20 protein-coding genes are annotated in these 25,581 nt (G+C 64.4%); 13 read left to right on the top strand and 7 right to left on the bottom strand.

All coding sequences use genetic code 11. From position 1 onward, the window contains the following. Nucleotides 1-144: 144 nt before the first annotated feature. Genes NVV99_RS23530 through NVV99_RS23515 form a run of 4 tightly spaced genes read left to right on the top strand, consistent with a single transcriptional unit; the run spans nucleotide 145 to nucleotide 6,274 of the window. Nucleotides 145-1,722 carry a type I restriction-modification system subunit M gene (locus NVV99_RS23530; protein ID WP_260783098.1) on the top strand — a complete coding sequence of 526 codons (1,578 nt, stop codon included), beginning with the start codon at nucleotides 145-147 and terminating at the stop codon, nucleotides 1,720-1,722. Continuing rightward, nucleotides 1,715-2,929, top strand: a complete 1,215-nt coding sequence (locus NVV99_RS23525; RefSeq protein WP_260783097.1) for a restriction endonuclease subunit S — start codon at nucleotides 1,715-1,717, stop codon at nucleotides 2,927-2,929. The genes NVV99_RS23530 and NVV99_RS23525 overlap by 8 nt, the downstream gene beginning before the upstream one ends. A 2-nt stretch (nucleotides 2,930-2,931) precedes the next feature. Then, nucleotides 2,932-6,009 carry a type I restriction endonuclease subunit R gene (locus tag NVV99_RS23520; protein WP_260783096.1) on the top strand — a complete coding sequence of 1,026 codons (3,078 nt, stop codon included), beginning with the start codon at nucleotides 2,932-2,934 and terminating at the stop codon, nucleotides 6,007-6,009. Between the two features lie 7 nt (nucleotides 6,010-6,016). Then, entirely contained in the window at nucleotides 6,017-6,274 is a 258-nt protein-coding gene (locus tag NVV99_RS23515) for a hypothetical protein (RefSeq protein ID WP_260783095.1), read from the top strand. 366 nt (nucleotides 6,275-6,640) lie between these two features. Here NVV99_RS23515 and NVV99_RS23510 read toward each other — a convergent pair whose 3' ends face one another. Then, nucleotides 6,641-6,811, bottom strand: coding sequence for a hypothetical protein (locus tag NVV99_RS23510; RefSeq protein WP_158455935.1), 171 nt, complete (start codon nucleotides 6,809-6,811; stop codon nucleotides 6,641-6,643). Between the two features lie 426 nt (nucleotides 6,812-7,237). Continuing rightward, a complete protein-coding gene (locus NVV99_RS23505) occupies nucleotides 7,238-7,600 on the bottom strand; it encodes a hypothetical protein (protein ID WP_144377012.1) in 363 nt (120 codons plus the stop codon). A 239-nt stretch (nucleotides 7,601-7,839) separates the two neighbouring features. Between NVV99_RS23505 and NVV99_RS23500 the strand changes: the two genes are divergently transcribed. Next, on the top strand, nucleotides 7,840-8,889 hold the full coding sequence (locus NVV99_RS23500; RefSeq protein WP_024100164.1) for a hypothetical protein: 1,050 nt from the start codon (nucleotides 7,840-7,842) through the stop codon (nucleotides 8,887-8,889). A 231-nt stretch (nucleotides 8,890-9,120) separates the two neighbouring features. On the opposite strand, the gene NVV99_RS23495 is transcribed toward NVV99_RS23500, so the two are convergent. Further along, nucleotides 9,121-9,381 carry a hypothetical protein gene (locus NVV99_RS23495; protein WP_080678608.1) on the bottom strand — a complete coding sequence of 87 codons (261 nt, stop codon included), beginning with the start codon at nucleotides 9,379-9,381 and terminating at the stop codon, nucleotides 9,121-9,123. Nucleotides 9,382-9,438: 57 nt separating this feature from the next. Between NVV99_RS23495 and NVV99_RS23490 the strand changes: the two genes are divergently transcribed. From NVV99_RS23490 to NVV99_RS23475, 4 genes are all read left to right on the top strand, one after another. Next, nucleotides 9,439-9,633 (top strand): hypothetical protein, encoded by a 195-nt coding sequence (locus tag NVV99_RS23490; RefSeq protein WP_260783093.1) that lies wholly within the window; start codon nucleotides 9,439-9,441, stop codon nucleotides 9,631-9,633. 158 nt (nucleotides 9,634-9,791) lie between these two features. Further along, nucleotides 9,792-10,070 (top strand): hypothetical protein, encoded by a 279-nt coding sequence (locus tag NVV99_RS23485; RefSeq protein ID WP_260783092.1) that lies wholly within the window; start codon nucleotides 9,792-9,794, stop codon nucleotides 10,068-10,070. A gap of 70 nt (nucleotides 10,071-10,140) precedes the next feature. Further along, a complete protein-coding gene (locus NVV99_RS23480; RefSeq protein WP_173283636.1) occupies nucleotides 10,141-10,281 on the top strand; it encodes a hypothetical protein in 141 nt (46 codons plus the stop codon). Nucleotides 10,282-10,598: 317 nt separating this feature from the next. Next, nucleotides 10,599-11,105 carry a hypothetical protein gene (locus NVV99_RS23475; protein WP_260783091.1) on the top strand — a complete coding sequence of 169 codons (507 nt, stop codon included), beginning with the start codon at nucleotides 10,599-10,601 and terminating at the stop codon, nucleotides 11,103-11,105. A 191-nt stretch (nucleotides 11,106-11,296) separates the two neighbouring features. Here the strand turns inward: NVV99_RS23475 and NVV99_RS23470 are convergent, their stop codons facing one another. Continuing rightward, a complete protein-coding gene (locus NVV99_RS23470) occupies nucleotides 11,297-12,385 on the bottom strand; it encodes an alpha/beta hydrolase family protein (RefSeq protein ID WP_260783090.1) in 1,089 nt (362 codons plus the stop codon). 378 nt (nucleotides 12,386-12,763) lie between these two features. On the opposite strand from NVV99_RS23470, the gene NVV99_RS23465 reads away from it, so the two are divergent. Further along, nucleotides 12,764-13,711: a phosphatidylserine/phosphatidylglycerophosphate/cardiolipin synthase family protein gene (locus NVV99_RS23465; protein ID WP_260783089.1), complete on the top strand. Its 948-nt coding sequence runs from the start codon at nucleotides 12,764-12,766 to the stop codon at nucleotides 13,709-13,711. A 74-nt stretch (nucleotides 13,712-13,785) separates the two neighbouring features. Here NVV99_RS23465 and NVV99_RS23460 read toward each other — a convergent pair whose 3' ends face one another. Further along, nucleotides 13,786-14,568: a hypothetical protein gene (locus tag NVV99_RS23460; protein ID WP_260783088.1), complete on the bottom strand. Its 783-nt coding sequence runs from the start codon at nucleotides 14,566-14,568 to the stop codon at nucleotides 13,786-13,788. A gap of 218 nt (nucleotides 14,569-14,786) precedes the next feature. Here NVV99_RS23460 and NVV99_RS23455 point away from each other — a divergent pair, with 218 nt between their 5' ends. Continuing rightward, nucleotides 14,787-18,413: an NACHT domain-containing NTPase gene (locus tag NVV99_RS23455; RefSeq protein ID WP_260783087.1), complete on the top strand. Its 3,627-nt coding sequence runs from the start codon at nucleotides 14,787-14,789 to the stop codon at nucleotides 18,411-18,413. 153 nt (nucleotides 18,414-18,566) lie between these two features. Here NVV99_RS23455 and dnaE read toward each other — a convergent pair whose 3' ends face one another. Beyond that, nucleotides 18,567-22,133, bottom strand: a complete 3,567-nt coding sequence (gene dnaE / locus NVV99_RS23450) for a DNA polymerase III subunit alpha (RefSeq protein ID WP_260783086.1) — start codon at nucleotides 22,131-22,133, stop codon at nucleotides 18,567-18,569. Nucleotides 22,134-22,283: 150 nt separating this feature from the next. Here dnaE and NVV99_RS23445 point away from each other — a divergent pair, with 150 nt between their 5' ends. Beyond that, nucleotides 22,284-23,240, top strand: coding sequence for a LysR family transcriptional regulator (locus tag NVV99_RS23445; protein ID WP_260783085.1), 957 nt, complete (start codon nucleotides 22,284-22,286; stop codon nucleotides 23,238-23,240). 369 nt (nucleotides 23,241-23,609) lie between these two features. On the opposite strand, the gene NVV99_RS23440 is transcribed toward NVV99_RS23445, so the two are convergent. Then, nucleotides 23,610-24,530 carry an NAD(P)/FAD-dependent oxidoreductase gene (locus NVV99_RS23440; RefSeq protein ID WP_260783084.1) on the bottom strand — a complete coding sequence of 307 codons (921 nt, stop codon included), beginning with the start codon at nucleotides 24,528-24,530 and terminating at the stop codon, nucleotides 23,610-23,612. Nucleotides 24,531-24,787: 257 nt separating this feature from the next. Between NVV99_RS23440 and NVV99_RS23435 the strand changes: the two genes are divergently transcribed. After that, a complete protein-coding gene (locus tag NVV99_RS23435; RefSeq protein ID WP_260783083.1) occupies nucleotides 24,788-25,297 on the top strand; it encodes a MarR family winged helix-turn-helix transcriptional regulator in 510 nt (169 codons plus the stop codon). Nucleotides 25,298-25,581 lie beyond the last annotated feature (284 nt).

The raw sequence follows: 25,581 nt of genomic DNA, 5'->3' as shown, positions 1-25,581 counted from the left end.
CGTCGCCGGCAGCAGCGCTGATCGATCGCTGCCGTGGCGCAAATACGTCCCTGCCTGCCTCTACTCTGAGCACCCGAAATAGGGTGAGCACCGACCCACCCCGACCTTCGGGCCACCCCCTCACCAGCAAGGACACCTCGACAGATGACAGTGACCCAGCAGGAGATCGAGAACCGGCTCTGGGACGCCGCCGACGAGCTACGCGTGGCGATGCCCGAAGCGCAGTATTCCTCGGTCGTCTTCCCGCTGATGTTCTGGAAGTACCTGTCGGACACCTGGGAGCATCAGCACGAGGTGTTCCTGGCCGAGAACGACGGACTGCTTGAGGATCTGTCCGCCGAGGAAGCCCGCGAGATCGAATACCGCGACTACCAGTCGTTCGAGATCCCGCTGATCTACCCCGGCACCGTCCACGAGCGCCGCGCGTCCTGGGCCTCGATCCTGGCCACCATCACTCAGCCCGGCCTCGGCCAGCGGGTGCGGGCATCGCTTCAGGCCATCGAGACGGCGAATCCGGACAAGTTCTCCCGCCTGTTCGGGTCGATGACGTGGACGTCGGAGGAAGTGCTTTCGGGTGAGGTGTTGGCGGCGGTCATGCAGGCGATGGACCGCACCCCGAAGATGCACGAGGGCAACATGTCCCACGACGTGCTCGGCGGGGCGTACGAGTACCTGCTCAAACGCTTCTCCGACGGGTCCGGCACCCGCGCCGGCCAGTTCTTCACCCCACGCGAGGTCGTCGAGCTGATCGTCGAGATCCTCGACCCGCACGACTACGAGTCGGTGTACGACCCGACGTGCGGATCCGGTGGCATGCTCATCGCCTCTGCCGGGTTCCTCAAGGCCCGCGGTAAGAAGGGCTACTCGTTGCAGCTGTATGGGCAAGAAGCCGTCACGGACACCGCGGGTGTTGCCCGCATGAACCTGTTCATGCACAACCTCACCGAGTTCCAGGTCGAGGTCGGTGACACCTTGAAGGAACCGCGCTTCAAGAAGCCGGACGGGTCAGTCGCGCAGTTCGACGTGATCTTGGCCAATCCGCCCTACAGCCTGAAGTGGAAACCCTGGACCAACGACCCGCGCGCCCTCGGCGGAGTCGCCCCGCAATCCTCGGCGGACTGGGCGTTCGTGCAACACATGATCGCCTCGATGGCCCCGAAGAAGGGGCGCGCGGGCGTTGTCCTGCCGCACGGTGTTCTTTTTCGCGGCGGACAAGAAGCCGCCATTCGCCAACGTGTCCTCGATGAGGATCTTCTCGAGGCTGTCATCGGCCTCCCTGAAAACCTCTTCTACGGCACCGCCATCCCCACCGCGATCCTGGTGTTTCGTTCCGCATCCACCAAGGAACAGGAACGGCAGAAGGGCGTGCTGTTCATCGACGCATCCTCGCGGTTTGCCAAGATGAAGAACCGAAACGTTCTCAGCGAGAACGACATCGCCGATGTCGTCAAGACCTACCATTCGACCTTCGATACTGATGGCAACCCAGTTGACCCGGACGGGGAGGGTGGACTCTCGGCCCGGTTCGTCCCCCTCAGTGAGATCATTGCGAACGGGTACGACCTCAACATTGGCCGCTATATCAAGCAAACCGCGGCCGAGCAGGAAGACCTCGCTACCCAGATCAAGGCCTACAACCGCATACGTGCAGAGCGCCGGGACGCAGAGGAGCGCATGCTCCGCGTTCTTGGCGCCGCGGGGATCGAAGGTTTCGATGAGTGACTCGTGGGTCGAGGCGACGCTCGGAGACACCTGCCTCTCCATCAAGCGGGGAAAAGCTCCGAAGTACGTCGACGACGGCTACCTGGTGTTCAACCAAAAGTGTGTCCGTGATGAGAACAGAATCGATATCTCTCCAGCACGCCGCACAGACTCTTCGCGACCGATCCCCGAACATGCACAACTTCAGGTCGGCGACGTGCTCATCAACTCCACGGGCCGTGGCACACTCGGCCGAGCCGCGGAACTGCGCGAACTACCTGAGCCTGCAACTGCTGACTCTCACGTCACCATCGTCCGCCCGGACCCTCAGCACTTCTCATTAGGATTCGCGGGTCTGGTGCTTTCCGCACGCAAGGCAGATCTCGAGTCTCTCCAAACTGGAAGCACCAACCAAACCGAATTGTCCGCCAGCAGCATCGCAGCGGTTCCTATCGCCCTCCCACCTCTCCCAGTACAGGAGCGGATCGTCGAGGTGATCGGCGCGGTCGATGATCAGATCGCTGCCCTCGACACCTCGGTAAGTACCGTCAGGAAGATCCTCAACAAGGTGCTCGCGGAACACTTCACGACCGCTGAGGGAACCCGACACCGAGTCGTTGATCTGTGTTCCCACGTAGTCGGAGGAGTCTGGGGCAAACCCGCCGGAGAGAATGAGGTGGATCGGCTTGCGCTCGGGCCTCGAATTTACGCACCGGGCACCTCAGAGTTCGTTACCGACGGCTCACCGATCCGGTCGTTCACCACCAAGCAAGCAGATACTCGGACCGTGCGAGAACAGGACATCATCCTTGAGCGGTCCGGCGGTTCACCCGAGCAACCTGTCGGCCGAGTCGCGATAGCAGGGCCCAACCTGGAGCCCTGTGTCCCCACCGACTTCCAGCGGTTGATGAGAGTCGACCCGGAGAAGGCGCTCCCTCGATACGTGTTTTGGCGACTCCGCCACGACTGGGTCTCCGGATTGACTCGTGCCTACTCCCGCCGCACAACCGGGATCACGAACCTATCGGTCAAGGACTACATCGCTCGCGAGATTCCTGTGCCTTCGTTGCACGAGCAGACTGGAATCGTCGAGAGAGCTGAAGCAGTGGAAGCCCTGATCTCCGCGCTGAATGCGGAGGCCGTCGGTCTCCGCCAAATTCGCGCGAGTCTGCTGTCGGCTCTGCTGGATCGCACCATCGACATCGAATCTGCCGAGTTGGGAGTCTGAACGTGGCCAAGGGCGTCCGGGAGCGTGAGTTCCAGAACCTGATGATCCAGTGGTCCCTTCCCCTCGGGTGGGGCTACACCGCCGGCAGGCTATTACCGCGCGAAACGACGCAGACCGTGCTCGCCGGCCACCTGCGCGATGCGCTCGTGCGGCTCAACCCGGCAGTGATCGACGGATACGAGGTTGACGCCGTCGTCGACGAGATCGTCGCCACCGTCAACGCCGTCGAAGGCGGCCTGGTGCGCGCCAACGAGCAGGTCCTGCACCTGCTGCGTGGCCGCAAAGAGTTCCGGGACGCCGACGGCATCTGGCACGCACTGAAACTCGTCGACTTCGACAATCCGACCGCGAACACGCTGGTTGTGTCCGACGAGGTACCGATCACCGTGCCGGGCAAGACCTCACGCCGGTTCGATCTCGTGTACTGGGTCAACGGGTTGCCCGTGGTGGTGGTCGAGGTGAAGTCCCCGACCGCCAAGTCGGGGTGGGTCGATGCGGCGCGGGAGATCAACGATGTCTACGCCGCCGAGTACCCGTGGTTCTTCACCGCGAATGTCTTCTCGGTGGCCTCCGATGGGCTGAAGTTGCGGTTCGGCGCCGCAGGGGCGCCGACGAATCTGTGGCAGCCGTTCCGCTCCACCGCCGACGATGAGGACCTGGCCGGCCAAGCCGACGTGCAGCGTTCGGTCGAATTGCTGCTGAGTCCGGCCACGGTGCTGGGCATGCTCGCCGACTTCGTGCTGTTCGACACCTCCGGTGGCGGTGCGGACAAGAAGTATCTGCCCCGCTATCCGCAGATGGAGGCGGCGCGGCTGATTCACGAGCGGGTCGTCGAGGGTGGGACCCGGGGGTTGATCTGGCATCACCAGGGGTCGGGGAAGACGCTGCTGATGGTGTTCGCCGCCTCGTTGTTGCTGGCCGATACCCGCACCGAGTCGCCGACGATCATCTTGTTGTCGGACCGGACCCAGCTGGTGCGGCAGACCTCGGGGGTGTTCACCTCCGCGATGGGCGATGCCTACTTCCACCAGCCCGCCACCAGCGCCGAACTGCGCGCGCTGCTCGCCGAGGACGTGCGGGGGGTGATCTCGACGACCGTGCATAAGTTCGCCGACGCCGGCACGAACCTGTCCACCCGCGAGAACATCATCGTGCTCGTCGACGAGGCCCACCGCACCCAGTCGGCGCGCTCGGAGTCGCTGGCCGGGCAGATGCGCGCCGCGGTACCGAATGCGCGGTTCTTCGGCATGACCGGCACCCCGGTGCGCACCCTCGCCACCGACACCTTCGCGCTGTTCGGCGACGAACGCGACCCGGGGAAGGTGCTGCACCGGTATTCGGTGTCGCGGTCGTTGCGGGACGAGGCGACCGTGCCGGTGCTGCTCGATCCGCATCCAGTGGCGTTCGAGCTCGACGACGCCGCGTTGCAGGCGGAGTTCGATCAGTTCGCCGAGGACTTCGATCTCGACGACCCGGATCGGGAGATCCTCTCGCGCAAGTTCGGGCGGTTGACGTCGGTGTTCGCCAACCCCGAACGCATCGAGGCGGTGTGTCAGGACATCGTGGACCACTATCTGGCCGGTGCCTACCGCAACGGCCTCAAAGCCCAGGTCGTGGCCTACAACCGGGAACTCGCCGTCGCCTATACGGACAAGCTCAACGAGCTGTTGGCCGGATTCGAGGTCACGCAGGTACTCGCCGAGGTCGGCACCCATGATCGGATCTGCGCCGAGGTGAACATTTCCGTCTCGGATGCGAAGGACGAGGACCGGGCGCTGCGGGCCTATCAGCTGTCCGAGGCCGACGAAGAAGAGCAGAAGCGGCGGTTTCTGACCCCGGATGATCCGCTGTGTTTTCTGGTGGTGACCGCCAAGCTGCTGACCGGATTCGATGCCCCCAACGAAGGGGTGCTGTATCTGGACAAGCCGCTCAAGGCGCACAACCTGTTCCAGACCATCACCCGTCCGAACCGCACCTGGATCTCCCCCACCGGATTCGTGAAAACCTCCGGGGTGGTCGTGGACTACATCGGCCTGGCCGAGGAAGTCCAACGCGCGGTCCAAGACCCGACCGCCGACGACACGACAGGCCGTGGGGGTGGGTTCGTCACCGACCTGACCGAACTGGTCGCCGAGTTCCGCACTACCTTCGCCCGCATCGAAGATCTCCTCGCCGACATCGACGGCCTGGATCTGAGCGAGCACGGCTACGAGTCGGTGCGCGCGATCAACCATTTCCTCGACACCCACCCCGGCGCCACCGAAGTGTTCTCCAAGGACTATCGGTTGTTGGCCCGGTTGTATCCGCTGATCAACACCGACAAACGGATCAGCAAATATCGCAGCGGGTTCGCCTTGTTCGGGTCGGTGTACACGACGTTGTTCAAGAAGTCTTCCGACGAGGACCGCAAAGAACGCTTGTCCGAGCTCGGACCGATGGTCCTCGAGATCATCAACGCGCACGTGCATTCGTTCACCGTGGTCGCCGGCCAGGAAGAACCCCTCGTCCTCGACAGTCAGGGCATCGCGATCCTCAAGGAACTGCTCGCCTTGGTCCGGCCGAAGAGAACCGATGGTAACGAGGATCAGACGCCGCCGTCGGCTGCGGAGATCCTCGACCACATCAAAGCCGCCCTCGACAAGGGCGTGGAACCGGGCTCGGCGAAATACACCGCCCTGGCCGAACGCATCAAACAGTTGCGGGACCGCATCATCCAGAACTCCCACGACGCCCTCGAGTTCCTCGCCGAGGCGCTGCGGATCGCCCGCACCATCGTCCACGCCGAAAAACACCCCGACGACACCGTCGTGGTGGTCGACGATGACCACGTCGGGGTCCTGTCGCGGATCATCGAAGACCACGCACCGGACGGAATCACTGTCACCGAACGCAACCTCGCCGAGGAGATCGACAAGGTCGTCACCCACACCCTCAAACAATCCTGGGACAACGCCGATGCCCGTAACCGCGGCGCGCGCCGCGCCACCGCCTCGGTGTTCCGTAAGTACGGGCTCAAACCGGTTGGGGAGCCCTACGACTCCACCGTGGCCTACATCGAAGCCCACTACCTCGTCGACTGACCAGATCGTGACCGTCGTGCTGACGCTCGGAGCGCTGATGCTGCTGGCCGGCTTCGCCTGGACCCGCACCGCCACCGAACCCGCCCCGAAGATCGCCGCGCTCACCGTCCAAGCCTGCGGAGCATTGATGCTCGGGGCGGCCGCGCTCGCCTCCGCCTCGTCCTGGACCGCGAAACTACCGATCCTGCTCAGCTCGGCGATCCTGCCGGCCGCCTGCACCTACGCCTACCGGCGTGCCCGCCAGCACAGCCAGAGCACCGACTGACCCACTGCGCGACCCCGCCCAGATGCCGTGGCCTGCGCAGATGACACGTCCCCGTGCGCCGTGGGTGCGGGGACATCCCGCCGGGGCACCGGCGGGTCGGTCCTGCGGGGACCGGCCGCTGCCGATGCCTCCGCGATGGCGCGGGATCTGGATACGGGGTTACAGCCGTCCGGGGCCGTCCTCATCCCACGGGTTCGGGCTCTCCGGTCCCCCAGGCGAGGTCCATGGGCCGCCCTCGGCGTCATGTTCTGACCCGTGGACAGCGGAATGCCGGCCACCACGGCGTCGAGGGCGATGTCCGGCAGCGGCATCACCGTCAGCACGGCGATGCCGCTGCCGGTCTTCGATGACACTTCGCGGCATGGTTCAGGTCTTCTTCACAGGGCGGGGTTGCTCGGTCGCGGACGGCGACGGTGGTGCGGTAGTGCGGATTCGATCGGCTGCGGGGGGATGCCGCAGGGCGGTTCCGTCCGGATCGGACATGCCCTGCACCCAGCCTTCCTGCCAGAAGCGCAGGTAGACATGCGGATCGCTCACCCACCGCGGGATCGCCGGATCTTTCGGCTCGCGTGCCGGGTTGCGTGCGAACCGCGCCCCTGCGCGGCGGCCGTCCCGATAGCCGCGTCCTCGTCGTCGAGCATCGACCACTCCCCCTGTCGTGGTGCGACTGCTCCGTCCGTGGCCGCACGCGCGCTGTGCGCGCCTCGGGACCGTAGACAACAGCACCGACACAGAGGCGGGTGCGAGAGCAGTAGTGACAGTGGCTCAGTCGAGCTCGCAGCCCGCCTCGCGGACAAGGATGGCGGCGACTTCATCGACGGTGATCACCCTGCGGATCAGATCGACGGGGGTGACACCGCGTCCGAGGAGCTTCGACGGTTCCTCGGCGGACCTCCGCTACGGCTGGAACGGCAAGGGGAGACCCCGGGACGATCCCGGAGCCTCCCGATGCCGGTTGTCGCTCTACGAGCAACGGGGCACGATTTTCTGGTTGTAGACGTAGGAGGCGTGGACGAACCCCCAGTGAGCCCAGTCGCCGTGCCTGCTGTCGTTCACGAAGACCTTGAACCACCGGTTGGTGCGGTAGTTACCTGTCGCCCAGTCCCCGTCCTGCCAGCACTGCACCGATGATTTCTGGGTGTTCGCGAAGAAGTGACTGGTGTTCTGGACATAACCGTCCAAAGTGTCTTTGGAGACCTTCGGCGCGGTGCGCACAGCGGCGCCGACCTGAACGTCGACGGTGGGGTAGGTGGGCGGTCCCGCAGAGGCCGACCCGGCTCCCAGGAGGGACAGTCCCAGCACGGGAAGCGCTACTACTGCTGCCATTCGTCGTGACCATGTGGTTGATTTCTTATACATCTGCAACCTCCGTAGCTGGGTAGTTAGTGACGAAATAGATTGTGGCACGGCGTTTTACAGCCTGAAATAGCCTGACCCCACCTTCCTCCATGGTGGTTATATATGGTCATGTATGTTGCTCAGGTTCAATTGCGTGTCCATATACAGCCAGAGGGCGCTGCTGGGCTGGTTGGAGCTGTTACACGAGTGACTGAGGAGGCCTGACCATGCAGTGCATCTATTGCGGCGCGAAGTCGGCAGTGGAGAAGACCCGTCCCACGGCGGACGGCATTGAGGTCGTGCGCTACCGCAGATGCCAGGAGGAAAGGACGCACAGTTGGCAGACCACCGAGACCATCAACGGTCACCGGCTCGACGATCTGTATGTGCTGCGCACCGGAGATCAACGCCCCCTCCATCAGTGGTCGGAGGACAAGCTGCGAAGCGACCTGGTCGAGAGCGCTCTCGACCAGTTGACTCCGACGGAAGTCGAGGCGATTGTCGGCGAGGTCGTCGTAGGGCTGACCCGGAAGGTGCGCCAACCCGGTGACCAATCGATGGTCCTAAAAACCCAGCTCCGTCAGGTCCGCCACAGACCGAAGGACGTCTACGCAATCAAGGACACCGACATCCGTGACGAAGTCGAACAATGTCTCCGCAAACGAGAGCACGACATGATCCGAGTGCTCTACTCCCTCGCCGTGCGCGGGCGGGTACTGCGTTCACGCCAGAATGAAGTTCTCGACAACAGCGGATGGCACAGGGCCGAGGACGTGCTCGAGTGGCTCTATCTCGACGACAACTACCCACATCTGCAACCCGCCAGATTTCCTCGGCGAGAAGCGGTGTACGAGGAAATCTGGACTCCGGAAGCAAACGGGATGGATCCGGTCTTCGTCCGGAAGAAGCCACGAAGCGGACGCAGCACCCCCTTGGCATTCGTCAAGGACCAGTTCGTCGCCAGCATCGAGAAAGCCGTGCTGGGCCGACCCAACGCCGCCGCACTCGCCCAGTACGTCTCGTGGTTCGTCTTACGGCAGCTCACCGGCCAGAGAACCGTCAGCTCCAGTCAACTGGGTGTAGGGGTTCTCGATTGTCTACGCCGCGTCGACGACATCGCCTATCTCCGATGGGCGACCGTAATGAAAGAAATCGACTCCGTCGAGGAGTTCCATGATGAGGCCATCGCTCTCGTTCTTCATCCCTCCCCCAGGTTGGCCTTCGCCGACCGCATTGCTCGGCCCATCGAGACCACGCGAAGACCACCCGAACGATGACACACCCGCGCCCGCGTAGACGGAATGCTCAGGCTCGAACTCGTTCCCCGTCCTACGGCCAGAGACACCTCACCGCCCCAAGCGCTACTTCACGACAGCACCAGATAGGACCAATATGGTCATCACCATCAGGTCCCGCTCACCAAGCACAGGAGTAAGAGGCAGGTACGCACCCCTCGGGCACGGCACTTCGCCGCACGAAAGAGCCGGTCTACTTGCCGGTCTCGAGCATCAGAACCGGGCCTCGACGCCGAGATCGATGGTCGACTCGGTCCAGTCGCTGTCGACGTAGTCGCCTCCAGTGGTGGCCTGGGCCAGCCCGGCACCGGTCAGGCCGACGGCGCCCCCGCGGCCGCCGTGACCAGAGCCCGCGCGATGACCGCATGTCGCATGTGTTGGTTCCTCCTGTTGTCCACACGCACCGGCCGGAGCGTCCGACTGCGGCGGACCCGGTGTCCTTGCCGCACCGGTGTCACCCAGTGAGATGCGCACAGCAGCAGCACAGTTCCCGGCACCGGCGGATCGTCCGGCACCGGCTAGCGTGGCCGTGTGGACGCAGCGAAGCAGGCGATCGGGGATGCAGCCGATGCGATGACCGACGACGAACTCGAACAGGCCATCGCGGCGCTGCACGCCCGCGAACGCGAACTGCTCATCGCCGGGGACAGCGCCGCGGCGTTCGATCTGATGGGCACCACGTTCGTCCTGCTCTCGACACTGGACAACCGCCGCGCTGACCTTTAGAAGAACAGGACCCACCCGCCATGTCCCGGCCCCGGCCCCGGCCGGACAGTCCCGCACGAGGTGGACGTACACCGCCGCCGACGCCCACACCGGACGGATCTATCCGGCCCGCGCGGTCGACCACACAGCCTCGGAGCGAGAGCGGAAGGAGCGTGGAGATGGCCGTGGCGACCAGGACGATGGTCCGGCGCAAGCTCGTGCACACCGGGCTGCTGCTGAAGATCAAGGCACAGAACCTGCCGATCGACAGCCCCGCCATCCGGGCGCGGCTGGCCACCACCCGCGAGCAGTGGGCACATCCGATGTACGGCCGGTACATCGATCTGTGGGAACAACTCATCGACACCGGCGATCTCGACGAGATCACACGCATCGTCCTGGCCGACGACGAACGCGGCGAGGAATGCGCCGGCTCTCCCCGTTCACGGTCTATCTGACCGAGGAAGCACGGCTGCTGTCCATTCGGCTGACCTCCGCGCTGATGGACACCCCGGCAGACACTGCCAGATGACCGTCGAAGTCCCGGCGTTGTGTGGCCTCGCCTGGATCGTCACCACGATCCTGCTCGCCGACCTGGCCGCGCTGGCACACACGCGTACGCGACCGGCACCGACCCGTGACTGCACATCGACCGCTCTACCTGCATAAATGGCACGTCCCCACCGAGGTTGAGCTCAGCGGGTGAGCGAACCGACGCGCGAGCCACCCTGATACCCGGGCCCGAGACACCCTCGGACGCACAACCGAACCGGCCGGCTACCGGCCCCGACACCTACGCGGACAGAACGCCGACACCGCTGGAGAACACCCCCGGCTACCGTGAACGCGTGATCCACACGGCCGCACCACACCCACGCCTCGCACAGGGGCGCGAGCCGCCCCTCCCACGGGGCGCGGATGCAGCTGACGACGCCGGTCCACATCCCCGAACCAGACCTGCCCCTAGCACCACCGAAGGAGAATCCATGCTCGAGTTCTTCCGCCGAAAGCGCCGCCGTGCAACACCGTCGACCGAGTCGTGGATGGGTCGATGCATCGGCACCGCGACGCCGGACGAACTCGAGCATGCGCAACGGCTCCTGACCGACGCTCATGTCACCGCACCGTTCGCCGAGCCCGGCGATGACGAGTACGAACTGTGGAGGGCCGGCAAGCTCGTTCCCTTCTATCTCACCGAATTGCTCAACGCGGGAGGACACTTCGGCCCCGAGGTCGATACCGCATGTCTGGCCGAAGAGCCCGCGGTCGATCGCTGGGAAGTGGGCGTCGAATATCCGAGTTGGGAGCAGACCGTCGCGCTGGCCCGCTTCCTCGATGTGCGGGTGCGCGATCTGGCCCACCCCGATGCCGAGCCCCGGCACCACGAGGTCCGTCCGCGACTCAAGATGTCGGGTCTGGCGATCCTGTCCTTCGAGCCTGCGGCCGTCGCAGCCGCCACGTCCGCCGACCACGGCGATCACCCCGCCGTCTGACAAAACGGTGCGTCCGGCCCCGCCAGATAAACAGGCGCTGAACTGGCCGGACGGCATGTCCCCACTCCGCATGAAGGGAATCCGTTCCGGGCACTTCAGTACACGCGCGATCACGACACAGACGGGCGCATGCGGATGCAGTCGTGCCGGGTACCTGACGATCCCGGTGAGCGGTCACCGGCAAGGTTGGGTCATTGCGGCTGCGGCAACCCCAGTTCCTCGGCCAGCAGCGGCCAGGACCGGTGGAACGCGTCCTGCCAGTAACCCCACGAATGCGTCCCGGCCGGCTGCAAATCGAACGTCGCGGGAATGTCGAGCTCACGCAGACGGGTCTGCAAATTGGTGGTGCACCAGTGCACGGCCGCTTCGATCACCCCGCCGACGACGACCTGATTGGCCAACGCCAGCCCTTGCTGATCGAGGGGCGCGTCCTGCTCCCCGATGGTGAACTCGTTGCCCAGGGTGTCGTGCGGACCGGGCAACCCCGTCGCATCCGAGATGAACAGACGGGTGCCGCGCAGCCCTTCGGCGTTGACCACCGGATCGTTGGCCACCCACGCCGGATCATCGTCCTCGCCGTACATATTGCGCACATCGCCGCCGCCCCAGGTCTCGACGACCAACTTGACGAACTCGCGGCCGATCGGATCCGAGGTCTGGGCGCATCCGCTGTACCCGGCCACCGCCGAATAGAAGCCCGGCTTGGCGATCGCATACTGCAACACCGCCGTGGCGGTCATCGAGTTCGCCGCGATGGCCTGCACCCCGTTGGTACCCAATGCGGCGTCGATCAGTGGGGGGAGTTCGTCGAGGAAGAACGTCTGCCACTTGTTCATCCCGAGGTTCGGGTCTTCGCGTTTCCAGTCGGTGTAGTAGGAGAACGCCCCGCCGAGTGGCATGACCACGTTGACGTCCTGACCGGTCAGGAACTCCCCGACATCGGTGTTGGCCCACCACGTCGCCGAATCGGTGCCACCCCCGGCGCCGTTGACCAGATACAGCACCGGACGCGGCTCGGACGCATCATGGGGGCGTTGCACCCGCACCGCAATGGTCGCGTCCATCGCCGCCGAGTACACCTGCACCGTCAGATACTGTCCGTCGATCTCACTCGAGACGATGCGAGAGCCGTTCGGGGCGACCGGATCGGCGAGCAAAGCCTGCGAGGCCACGATCGGATCGACGTCGCGGTCCTGCGCCGACGCCACCCCACCGCCCAGAGACACGAGCATCATCGCCGCCACCGCCGCGGCGAGCATCCTCGCCCGTCTCGTCCCCATCGATGCTCGACTTCGCACGTCGACTCCCCTCACCCTCACCCCCGGCCCGAATGGCCAGATAGTCCCGACCCCTCATGTTCAGGACGCGTCGACGCTACCCAACACCGCAACGCAGAGCCGACACCGACACCGGCACAGGGCCATCGAACCCGCAGGAACCTGACCACCGGCCGCACTTCGGCGATATCCGAACAGCCTGCCTGTGTGTAGCACGGAGATCGGTCAGATCATGTGGGCCGCTGCGACACTGCGCTTTGAGCTGCACTGATGACACGTCCCCCGGCCTGGGCTGACACGCCGCCGGGCGCCGGAAACGCACACCTCGGCGCGGCTGTCCTCCGGCCATCCGGAGCGTGCCGGCGGATAGGGTGACCGGTTGTGGACACCGTCCTGCACGCACCGCACCCCTGGCCGGCCATCACCGCCGCCCTACGCCGCCGCGGGCCCCGCCGCGTCGCCATCGCCTACCTCGACCACACTGCCCCCGAACTGCTGCCGCTGCGCAGCGGGGACCAGCTGATCGTCAACGCCGCCCGCCCCGCGGTGCGCGCACACGCCACCTCCCCCACCGCCCTCGCCCACTTCCTCGACGCCGGGGTGCAGGTGCTGTCGACTGCGAACCTGCACACCGGTCTGATCGTCACCGCAGAGAAGGTGATCGTCGGCCCGGCCAGCGCCTCACACGCCTCCACCGTCGCCGACGAAACCGCGCTGATCGCCGACGATCCCGGCGCCATCGCAGCAGCACATGCCTTCCTCGACCGCCTCGAGGACACCGTCGTGGTCGACGAGGTGTTCCTCGACAGCGCCACCGCCATCTGGCAGATCGGCCGCGTCGTACCCCTGGCCGGGATCGGCAGCCGCGCGCGTCTCGAGCACGACTTCCTGCCCACACCCGTACGCCGGATGTTCCTGCGACACCTGGGCGACTACACACCCACCGAGGACGAGACCAGCTCGACGTCCCCTGCGCCCGGCAGGGGCGGACCGGACCCGCGCTACCGCACCCACTGGATCCGCGAGGACAACCCTGGTCCCGACCGCCGCACCCGCCTCCAGCCCGGCGACGTCGTGATCCGGATCAGCGCCGACGACACCCGGCTGGACCCGCCGGCCGTCGTCGACACCGGCCCACACCGCATCCCCCACACCCGCCACGCCCTCGCCTACCGGTTACGCGCCCGCGCCGACCTCGACCCCATCGCCATATCCGACGCCGCGCGCATCCTCACCGACCGCGGTCACTCGAACCCGCGCCTGCACCGCGACCACCGCATCATCTCCGCGAGCCTGCGCGCCGCGGTGCTGGCTCTGTGGAAACTGTGACCATCTCTGGACCGTTGACCGGCGGCCCACCCGGTACACCCACTGACGTGCGTAAATGGCACGTACCCTGCGCCTTACGCTGCCGGCTGCATCGCCTCGGCGGCGAGGGCTTGTGTCCACCACTGGTCGAAGTTGGCGTGCTCTTTCGGTAACGCCAGGGCCGGGGCGACGACGAAGTACCGCTCGACGGTCGGGAACACTGGGCCACGTTCGTGCTGGTAGACACGCAAGATTCCATCGTCCCCCAGGTCCGGACGAACCTTGTTCTGTGCGGCTCCGTCGGTCGCGAGGCGACCGAGGATGTTGTGCATGCTGGCCCGGGAGCCGCGGCCGCGGATGCGGACCGAGCGTGCGGCATTGCCGAGCTTGGTCGGGTCGGTCTTGCGGGGCCGCAGGATGCGGCGAATCTCGTAGATAGCGTGCTCGTGGCTCTCGAGGATTGCCTCGAAGGCATCCAGGACGTTGTCGAGCTGGTGCTCGCGGAGCATCTCGATCAGGCGGCGGCCGCCGACGAGGCCCTGCGCTGGATTGAGCGCGAGTGCGAGGTGTTCCATCAACAGGGTTCTCGCGCCGACTTCGGGTGCTTCGGCATAACGAGCGAAGTTCTCGGCGCGACTGCTCTTGTTGGCGAAGCTGAACGGACAGAATGTGCACGCGCTCTTGCCGACACTGGTGCCGAGGATCGAGCGGGTGTAGTCGATCGCGTCGGCGCGTGACCACCCCCAGTCGATCAACGGGTACTCGCCGGTGCGTCGGTCGGTGTTGAAGAGTGCGTCCTTGTCCGCGCGACGCTGCTCGCCTGCCTCGAATCCCATGACGTGCCGATAGGGGTGGCCGCGGGTGATCCGAGCGATCACCGGGTCGAGGACATCGCCTTTCGCGTGGACGGAACTTCTCTGCACTAGTCAACCGGGCTTCGAGAAGCGCGGGCTTGAGCTGCGATGGGGCAGCCCCGAATATTGAGCATTGACCAGAGGGCGACATCGTCAGATCCGTCAAGCAGGCCTAGAATCAGCGACTTGACGTCGTCGCCGGCTCGTATCATGGGCCGCCAGGGGAACGGAGCGACCGCCGAATGGCAGGTGATGCTGGGCAGTCAGGTCGATACCTGTACAACCGACTCAGCGAGAAGCAATTTCAGCAGCTGTGCAATTCCCTTCTTGCGCACAGCTTTCCAGAAACGACGTGTTACCCCGTAGGGCACAGCGACGGTGGGCGAGATGCCGTCCGCCGCACTGGTCGCCGATCCGTCGTCTACCAGGTCAAGTGGACCAGCAAACCGCTCCAGAGCCCGCTCTCGTGGCTAACTGAGGCCATCCGCGGCGAAGCGGATGACATCCGACGGCTCGTCGAGGAGGGCGCCGAGGAGTACTACCTCATGACCTCGGTGGCTGGGACCGCTGTGCCGCTACGGGGCACGATGGACAAACTCGACAAGCGCCTTGAGGAGTACTCCGCCGAATTCGGAATACCGATGCACTGCTGGTGGCAGGCAGACATCGATGCCAGAGTCGACGCGGCTCCCGCAGAGCTCAAATGGACCTACCAGGAGATGCTCGCCGGAGTTGATGCTGTCCGCTATCTCAGAGAGGCTGACAGCCTGGCGGCGAAAGACCAGGAACTACGAACTCTGCTGCTAGCGGTCCTCGCCACCCAGTGGCAAGAAGACGTGAAAGTGAAGTTCAAGCAGGCCGAACTTGAGGCGCACCGTCTCACAGACCTTTTCATTGACGTCGAAGCAGTGCAGGTGTCGCAACCTGGTCGAGCTGGCATGCTTTCGCACCTGAAGTCTTCCGAGGCCCTGGGCGGTGCTGCGGCGTACCTATTGGCGACGAAGAAGCCGCTCACGTTGGTACGGGGGGAGCCGGGTCAAGGTAAGTCGACGCTCGGTCAGTACCTCTGTCAGGTGCATCGTGCGGCGTTCCTCCCTGACGATGGCTACAGGCCAGGAGACACCCACCTGCCGACACCACAGCTTCCTCGGCTGCCACTGCGGCTGGATCTCCGCGATTACGCTGCGTGGCTTGGCGGCGAGGATCCGTTCAGCGACTTTGACGAGGATCCGCGGAAGAAGGCGCGTCGAGCTCGCAAGCAGGGCTCTCTTGAGGTCTACCTGGCTGAGTTTCTCTCGGCTCGAAGTGGCGGGTTGTCGGCCACGGTCGAGATGGTTCGGGATGTCCTTCTCCGATTCCCGATGCTGATTGTGCTCGACGGTCTCGACGAGATGGCACAGATCCAGACGCGCACGCGCGCGGTAAAGGAAATCGACCAGTTCGCTGCTCGACTCGGTGTGAACAGCTTGAACGTCCCACAGGTTGTGGTGACGACGAGACCGAATGCTTCTGGTATGGCCGAACCATCGATGGATACGTTCGAAGCGATCGCGCTCACGCGGCTGAGTCCGTCGCTTCGAACTGAGTACCTGCGCAAGTGGGCTGAAGCTCATTCCATTCGTGGTCGAGATCGCCGCGACCTCGAACGTACTTTCCGGCAAAGGTCGGCGGAGCCGCACATCGTCCAGCTCGCGGATAACCCCATGCAGCTGACGATCTTGCTGTACCTCATGCGCAAACGGGGCAACTCGGTTCCGGCCGCACGCACCGAGCTGTACACCTCCTACATGGAGACCTTCCTCGATCGGGAGGCCGCGAAGACGCCTGCAGTAGACGAGTATCGGGTCGATTTGGAAGAGGTGACGGCCTACCTGGGGTGGCACCTTCAGTCGCTCGCAGAATCGGCCGGTCGAAACGGTCAACTCGCAACGAAGGCACTGCGGAAGGCGATCCTCGACTACCTCTTCGGCGTGGAGAAGCAGGTCGACCTCGTCGACGCGCTGTTCACTGCCGTCACGGACCGGGTTTGGGCGCTTACTAGCAAAGTGCAGGGAACTTTCGAGTTCGACGTTCAACCGCTGCGAGAGTACTTCGCCGCTCGGTTCCTCAACGATTTCGCCGGTGCCGACGTCAGAGCCTTCGACAAGTCAACAGTTCTCCGAGCGCTGGTACGCCGACCGTACTGGCTGAACACCAGTAGGTTCTATGCGGGCTTCGCTAAACCCAACGAACTCGCAGGACTTGTGGAGGCACTGGAAGAGGAACTCGAAGAGGGCGTCAGACCTCTGCAGGTGAGACTAGCCGCCTGGATGTTGTTGGCAGACGGCGTGTTCAGTGCCCGTACACGTACTCAACGGAATGCAGTGGACCTCATCAGCGATGACCTGAGTGTCCGACTGCTGGCCCACACGCTCGTATCCGACTCTGAAACACCAGTTCTCGCACCTGACCGGGGAGGTGAGGAACTGGCTGAACGCTTGAAGGAGCAGTTAGCATCTGATCCCGACTCGGCGCTCACTTTTGAGCGTGTCGCGATCGTGAAGCAACTTCAGGACCGGGAAACCTTCAATTCCTGGTGGCAGGCACGATTGTTCGCCGACAGTGGGCGAAGGCAGGTTGCATGGCTTCAACTCGGAGCCTCCGTCCAGGCAGGGGTCAATGTGGCCCCCGACGGGGTTGCGAAACTTGAACTCTCGGAAAACAGCGCTGTCGTGGCAGCGGTTGGTGCGGGAATAATGCCTGATCATGGTTCCCCACTCGAGGATCGGATGATCCAGGCCGTTCTCGACGGCCAGTGTTCAGAGTCTGAGGGAGCAGGTTGGAGCATCGCGGCTGACCTCCTGAAGCTTTGTGCCCCACAGCACCACCTACGTCGGGCATTCGAGGACGAACAGGCCTACCAAGCAGACGTAGGACACCGAGATACCCCGGTTTCCGGCAGCACCCGACAGACAGCCATGAGACGGCTCAAGGAACGCGACTCAAGATTCGACCACTTGCAGCGAGCCCTCCGCTTCAACAAGGGGCAATCCGGAACAAGCTCACCGTGGGGCAACACTGCCCGCGCGTTAAGCGACATCTACGGGCCATGCTGGCTTGCCGCGGAGATCGCGATCATCGGCGCGTCCTTGCCAACCGACAGGTTCAGGACCGGGGTTGATATCACGCCGGGTTCCGAGCCATTTGGGGAGGCAGCCGACTACGGGCGGCTACTTCAAGATATTCGCTTCAACCGCTCGAAACCGGAGTGGTGGGCCGAGAAATTTGTAGCACATGATGATCCGCTCTCAAGAGCGACGTGGGCGTTGGCACTGCTGGCTGGAGCGACAGACAAAGTCGTGCTGTCCAATCTCTCCAACCTCGACACCGTCGCCGAGACCTTGTCGGACCGCTTGTTTCGCACCATGGTCGAGGCTTCCAGCCGATTGGGTGCCTCCGGGCTGACACGGAGACTTGCGGACGGAGTTTTGGCTGCGGGAGTGGACATCTCGCCGGTCATCGGCCTTCTGGTCGCACATCACGCCACTGCGGTTGAGCGCCCTGCCGATCTTCCCCAGTTCACGACCCAAGCACTCGGTGACGTGGGCAAGTACGGGACGAGTGGGTGGCCTGCGCTCCGTGCGCTGTCGATGAGAATGATTGCGAGCCCTTCAGAGGAAGTGTTGGAAGGCATTCGGGCACACGGCGCTGCCTCAGTCCTGCCATCCCTAGCGATCCCACGAGCCACGGTGTACGACAGCGGAATCCTCTGCAGCCCGGCGGACTTCCCATTGGAGTGGGTCCTCGCCGCTGAACGACGAGTATCTCAAGATGCCGGCAACGAGCCACTAGAGCAAGTAGCCGCAGATAATGAGTGGTTTACGTTGTAGTCTACTGCAGCAGGCGGGGCCGACCGGCGGTTTGTGCACAGTGCGGTCAGGATCCACTCAGTCCAGGCCAAAGCCATTGCCGGTACCAGCCCCGCTGTGCTGATCAGATTGGGATCGTCGAAGACGACTCGGCTGACAGCCCGCTGACCCGACCTACGCGTTCGTGGCAGCGGAAGCTGTTGTAAGGCAACTGGCCCCGAACAGTTCCTTGAGATCTCCCAGTAGGGCCGGCGTCTTGTGGATCCGGAATCTCGGGTCGGTTGCCCACCGTGTCGTCGTCGTGCCGGTCAGCACGATGTGCACGTCGGTGTCCCCGGGGTGACGCTGTAGGACGTCACGAAGGGCTTCGATGTTGGGTCGTGTGCACGCGTGCACCGCGATCGTGAGGGTCATCGGGGCTGAGGATGCTGCACCGTCTCCGAGGGCGGGCGTGGAGATGTCGACTGCGACGACTGACGTCCTGCCCTCGCGGATGTTGACGTTCGCGGTGACGAGCAATACGGAGTCCTCAGTGAGAGCGTGCTGGAAGCCGGTGTAGGTCGAAGAGAAGACGAGCACCTCGGTGGCAGCGTCGAGGTCGGCGATCTCCACGATCGCCCACGGCTCGCCCTTCTTGTTCACGCGGCGGTCGACAGCGGAGACGATGCCGCCGATCACAATCTTCTGGCCGTGACGGACCTTCCCGGCATGCACAGCGGCGATCGAGGTGTCCGTGAGTGCCGAGAGCGCGCCGGCAATACCGTCGAGGGGATGCCCCGACACGTACAGACCGAGCATCTCCCGTTCGAGGGCGAGCTTGTGCTTCTGCTCCCACTCCTCGTCGGGCACCCTGACGTTGAACACCGAGGTGATCGACTCGTCGGCGTCGTCGCCGCCGAACAGGTCGAACTGGCCCATCGCCTCGGCCTTCTTGGTGCCCATCACGGCGTCGATCGCGTCGGCGTGCACCAGCAGCAGACCCTTGCGGGGATGCTCGAGGGAGTCGAATCCGCCTGCCTTGATGAGGGATTCGGTGACCTTCTTCGAACACGCCAATGCATCGATCTTGTTGAGGTAGTCGGAGAAGTCGGTGAAGCTGCCCTTCTCCTCACGCGCGGCGATGATCGACGCCACGACGTTGGTGCCGACGTTGCGGACCGCGCCGAGGCCGAAGCGGATGTCCTCGCCGACCGAGGCGAAGTCGACGCGGGAGGCGTTGACGTCGGGGGGTAGGACGGTGATGCCCCTCTTTCTGCAGTCGGACAGGTAGATGGCGGTCTTGTCCTTGTCGTCGCCGACGGAGGTGAGCAGGCCCGCCATGTACTCGGCGGGGTAGTTGGCCTTGAGGTAGGCGGTCCAGTACATGACCAGGCTGTAGCCGGCGGCGTGTGATTTGTTGTAGGCGTAGCCGGCGAACGGCAGGACGGCCTCCCACAGGGCCGTGCCTGCTTCGTCGCTGTAGCCGTTGGCGCGCATACCGCTGTGGAAGTTCTCGAACTCGGCGGCGAGGACTTCTGGTTTCTTCTTGCCCATGGCGCGGCGGAGCAGGTCGGCCTGTCCGAGCGAATACCCGGCCACCTTCTGCGCGATCTGCATGATCTGCTCCTGGTAGACGATCAGCGCGTACGTCTCGCCCAGGATCTCGTGGAGCGGTTCGTCGAGTTCGGGATGGATCGGTGTCACGGCCTCACGGCCGTTCTTGCGGTCCGCGTATGCCCAATGGGCGCCGACGCCCATCGGCCCGGGCCGGTAGAGGGCGTTCGATGCGATGAGGTCGTTGAACTCGGTTGGCGCCATGCGGAGCAGAAGTTCGCGCATGCCCGCCGAATCGAGCTGGAAGACACCAAGATTGTCGCCGCGCGCGAGCATCGCATAAGTCGCTTCGTCGTCCAGCGCGAGGGTGTCGAGGTCGATGTCGATGCCGCGGTTGTTCTTGAGGTTCTCGATCGCGTCACCGAGCACGGTGAGGTTGCGCAGACCGAGGAAGTCCATCTTCAGCAGGCCGATGGCCTCACACGACGGATAGTCCCAGCCGGTGATGATCGCGCCGTCCTGCGCGCGCTTCCACACCGGGATCGCGTCGGTGAGCGGCTCGGACGACATGATCACCGCGCACGCGTGGACACCCGCGTTGCGGATCAGACCCTCGAGACCCTTCGCGGTCTGGTAGATCTTCGCGACGTCCGGATTCGACTCGATCAGCGACCGGACCTCGGCGGCCTCCTTGTACCGCTCGTGGTTCGGGTCGGTGATACCGGACACCGAGATGTCCTTCGCCATGATCGGCGGCGGCAACGCCTTGGTGATCTGGTCGGCGATCGCGAAACCGGGCTGGCCGAACTGCACTCGCGCGGAGTCCTTGATGGCGGCCTTGGTCTTGATGGTGCCGAAGGTGATGACCTGGGCGACCTTGTCGTTGCCCCACTTCTCCGTCGCGTAACGCACCATCTCACCGCGGCGACGATCATCGAAGTCGATATCGATATCGGGCATCGACACGCGCTCGGGGTTGAGAAACCGCTCGAACAGCAGACCGTGCGGAATCGGGTCGATGTTCGTGATGCCCATCGCGTACGCCACGAGCGAACCGGCCGCCGAACCACGACCCGGGCCGACGCGGATACCGACCTCCTTGGCGTGGTTGATGAGGTCACCGACCACCAGGAAGTAGGCCGGGAACCCCATCTCGTTGATGACACTGATTTCGTACTCCGCACGAGTGATGTACTCGTCCGGCACCGGACCGTGCGGGAACCGGGTCTCCCGCAGACCCCGCATCACCTCGTGATGCAGGAACGACTGCTGCGTGTGTCCCTCGGGGACCGGGAAGATCGGCATCCGGTCCCGGTGCTCCCACACGTCCTCGTACAGCTGTACCCGCTCCCCGATGAGCACCGTGTTGTCACACGCATCGGGAACCTCCGCATCCCAGATCGCCCGCATCTCCGCGGCCGACTTCAGGTAGTAGCCGTCGCCGTCGAACTTGAACCGCGTCGGATCCGACAACGTCTTACCGGTCTGGATACACAGCAACGCCTCGTGGTTCTCCGCGGCGTCCTTCGTCACGTAGTGACAGTCGTTCGTGGCCAGCGGCGGGATACCGAGCTTGTTGCCGATCTCGAGCAGACCCTCACGGACCCGACGTTCGATCGAGAGCCCGTGATCCATCAACTCGAGGAAGAAATTGTCCTTGCCCCAGATCTCCTGCCACTTCGCGGCCGCCTCGAGGGCCTCCCGATCGTGACCCAGCCGCAACCGCGTCTGAATCTCCCCCGACGGGCACCCGGTCGTGGCGATGATCCCCTCCGCATGCGCGGCGATGAGCTCCGCGTCCATCCGCGGCCACTTACCCAACTGGCCCTCGATCGACGCCAGCGACGACAACTTGAACAGATTCCGCAGACCCGTCGAGTTCTCCGCGACCATCGTCATGTGCGTGTACGCACCGGAACCCGACACGTCGTCCGACTTCTGACTCGGATCACCCCACAACACACGCTTGGTGTTGAACCGCGACTCCGGCGCGACATACGCCTCGATCCCGATGATCGGCTTGATCCCGTGCTTCTTCGCCGAGTTGTAGAACTCGCTCGCCCCGTACATGTTGCCGTGGTCGGTCATCCCGACCGCCGTCATCCCCAACCGCTCCGCCTCGTCGAACAACGGCCCGACCTTCGCCGCCCCGTCGAGCATCGAGTACTCGGTGTGATTGTGAAGATGCACAAACGACGATCGACTCATCACCAACCACCCATCACTGCCGCAACGTCAATCGGTTGTCGGGGTGATGCCAGTCCCCGCCATCCCGGGAGGTATACGACCAGCTAAAGTGCCTGCTCGTCGAACAAGCGACACGCTCTCGCGAACAACCAATGGATGTGGAGGCAGGTGGTGGGCTTGGATCTCGATCTGTCCGCGGTACGCGCAATGGTCGCTGTCAGTGACGAGGGCCAGTTCGGCCTGGCCGCGTCGGTACTGGGCATCAGCCAGCAGGCGGTGTCCAAGCGAATCGCCAAGCTCGAGGGCCAACTCGGCACCCGACTGTTCGAGCGACGTGCCGGCAGCATCGCATTGACCGTCCACGGCGCCCGGTTCTTTCCGCACGCGCGCTTGGTCCTCGCCACGGCCGATGCTGCAGTGGCTGCGGTGCTCGATTCGCAGGTACTTCGCGTCGCGGTGCACGGCGCCGATATCGCCGATGCGAATCTGATGCGGTTCTACCTCGAGAAGCACCCGAACGCGGAGGTCGAACTCATCATGATGGGCCCATCGACGACATCACGGGACGCCGTGATCGACGGTCGGGTAGACGTTGCCTTCGCCCGCGAACATTGGGGCACCCGCCCATTGCCGGCTCATGTCACCGCGGTGCCCGCCTACCTCGACGCTCTGCATTTACTCGTCGGCACAGGCCATTCACTCGCGAGCCGCGACCATGTCGAATTCGACGATCTCGACGGCATCACTGCGTGGGTGCCCGGTGCCGGATTCGACTCCGAAGTCGGCGACTTCTACCGTCGGCTCAGCGACAGTTGCGGCATCACCATCACTACCGAGCGGCACCCCGGCGGCATCGGGTTCACGAACATTCTCGACCGCATCGCTGACTCGACGACGCTGGTCACCTTCGGCGGTGAGGGAACCACGACACCGTGGCATCCGAACATTCGCCGCATCCCCATCGTCGACCCCACACCCGCCTACCCCATGGCACTGCTGTGGCGAAACACCGCCGCCAACCATCCGCAGCTCGCCGCACTGCTCGACTTCATCGCCACCAGCTGCGACGCCAGCGCAGCCACCACCCTGTGGATGCCAGAACCAGATCGTGCATTGTTCACGCGTTGATCGCCGCGCACCTCAGAGGTGCGTCCGCCGGTCAACGTCTACCGAAGAGAGCCGTTGTACTGCATGACATCTCTAGCAGGCGAAGATGCAGATAGGACCGCGATCGGTCGATCCAGGTTAAACGGCGGCAAGTAGTGCGAGTTCCTCTGCCGGCGTGAGGCCCGAGGTGCGTGGACGGTTGATGCCGCGATCGTGTTCGTCGGCGAGCGCAGTCCAGACTGTGTCGGACATGGAGCCCCGGCTACCCACCGGTCGGCCCCTCCACTCCTCGTCGGTCGCTGGCTCGAGCCCCCGAGCCCCGTCCGCCTCGTGATTGACGCCGACGACCCCGGACGCCGGGCAGCCCGAGAAGCAGGGTTGCCTGCTCGGTCACCTGTGATCGCTGGGAATCGCTGTGACGGCTTGCTGCACGTCCTGCTCGAGGAGGAAGTGGTTGAGCGCAATCGCAGCTTTCGTGCCTGCACCTGCGGCATTGATCAACTGAGCAGGCGAATCAACGACGTTGCCCACTGCCCACACCCCGGGCACGCTCGTGTGACCAGTGGGATCGGTGCGCATCCACCCGTCCTCGCCCGCTTCACAACCCAGGCCGGTCAGCAGCTCGTCGCGGGGCACGAACCGCGGACCGACGAACACAACCGACCTCGGCACGATCTGGCCGTCGGCAAGCTCGACACCGCTCAACCGGTTGTCCTTCACCACCAGGCCGGCAACCGCGCCTTCGACGATACGTATCCCTCGGGAGGTCAGCCGAGTACGTTCCTCGGAGGTCAGGACGATCCGATTCGGGAAGAAGACCACGTCCGAGGACCACTGCCGCACCAGCGACGCCTGGTGCAGCGTGAACGGCCGGTTGTCGCCACCGAGCACCGCGAGCGGCATGTCCCGCACCTCATATCCGTGACAGTACGGGCAGTGCAAAACGTCGACGCCCCACTGCTGACGCAGGCCAGGGATCGCGGGCAACTCGTCACGCAAGCCCGTCGCCACGACAACGCCACGCGCTGTGAGATCGGGGCTCCCGTCACACCGCACGACGAACCCTCGGCCTTCGAGTTGCTCGATCGCCGCCGCCCGAGCCTGCACCACCTGCCCGCCGTACCCGACTAGCTCGCCCCTACCGATTGCGAGCATCTGCGCCGGCGCCATCCCGTCCCTGGACAAGAAGCCGTGAACATGCTGGGCAGGGGCGTTCCGAGGCTCGCCGACATCGAGCACGGTCACCTTGCGGCGGGCACGCGCCAACACCGACGCGGCACTGAGCCCCGCCGCTCCCCCGCCGATCACCACGACATCGTCTTCCACTGCAACTCCCCTCGAGAATTCCCAGGACCCCGTAGCCGCGCTTCGACCAGAGCAGCTAGGCCGATAAACGTTGACGCCCAATGCTTTCCGGACAGCGTTCACGGCAGCGCACCCACCAGGGCTCAGCACATCCCACCCGGCACGTGTCGGAGAACTACACGAGGCCGACGCGGTCACGGTCCGGAACCGTGGGTAGGCTCGCAACGTAACAGATTTGTTCACTGGTTAACAAAGGGGGCGGGATGTTCGATCCTTCGCTTCGAGCACAGACGATCGCGCTATGGCGTGAGCACAACCCCGCGCTGAACACCTCCCCGATGGAGATCGTGGCCCAGATCAAACACATCTCCTCACTGCTCGAGGTCGCCGTCGAACCGGTCTACGCCGAAGCCGTGCTTACCGCCGCGGAGGTGGAACTCCTTGTTCCGCTGCGCTACGCAGACGAAGCGGTCACGGCCATCCGTCTCGCCGAACTCCTCGGCATGTCGCGGGCAGGAGTGAGCAAGACCCTCGCCAACCTCGAGCGCAGGGGAATGATCAGTCGCACAACCAACCCTGCCGACCGACGGTCAGCACTGATCGCACTGTCGGATGCAGGAATGAGCGCCGTCGACGACGTGTTCCCCCGTGAGCTCGAGGCACACGCACGACTGCTGGCGGGGCTGGGGCAGGACCGGAACAAGGTCCTCGCTGCGTTGGCTCATCTCGCGGCGACTCTGGAATCTCAACTCAACCTGTCCGAGGGTAGGTGACTCCTCGCGTGCCCGGTCAAGCTCGACGAGCCGGCAAACCCGGCAAGGGAGGCGGCGCGACCTTCCATCACCACAGCCTCGCCATCTATCCGTGAAGATCGCTATCCAGCTTGACGATCCAACAGGCGGAGACCTTCAGGCTGAAGAGAATTCACCAGTGGTCAGCTCGGCCCAACATCACGATCCAGAAAGGCGTGTAGGGATCCCCTGATCCCTCCCGGGATTTCCGGAGGGCTCCTCTCAAGGGAGGATGAAACCTATGGCAGCAGGATCGAAGCGGTACT

Source organism: Rhodococcus sp. PAE-6, from assembly GCF_025290685.1.
GTDB classification, from domain to species: Bacteria; Actinomycetota; Actinomycetes; order Mycobacteriales; family Mycobacteriaceae; genus Rhodococcus; species Rhodococcus pyridinivorans.
The sequence above is the reverse complement of the archived record's forward strand: the minus strand, read 5'-3'. Positions and strand labels throughout refer to the sequence as shown.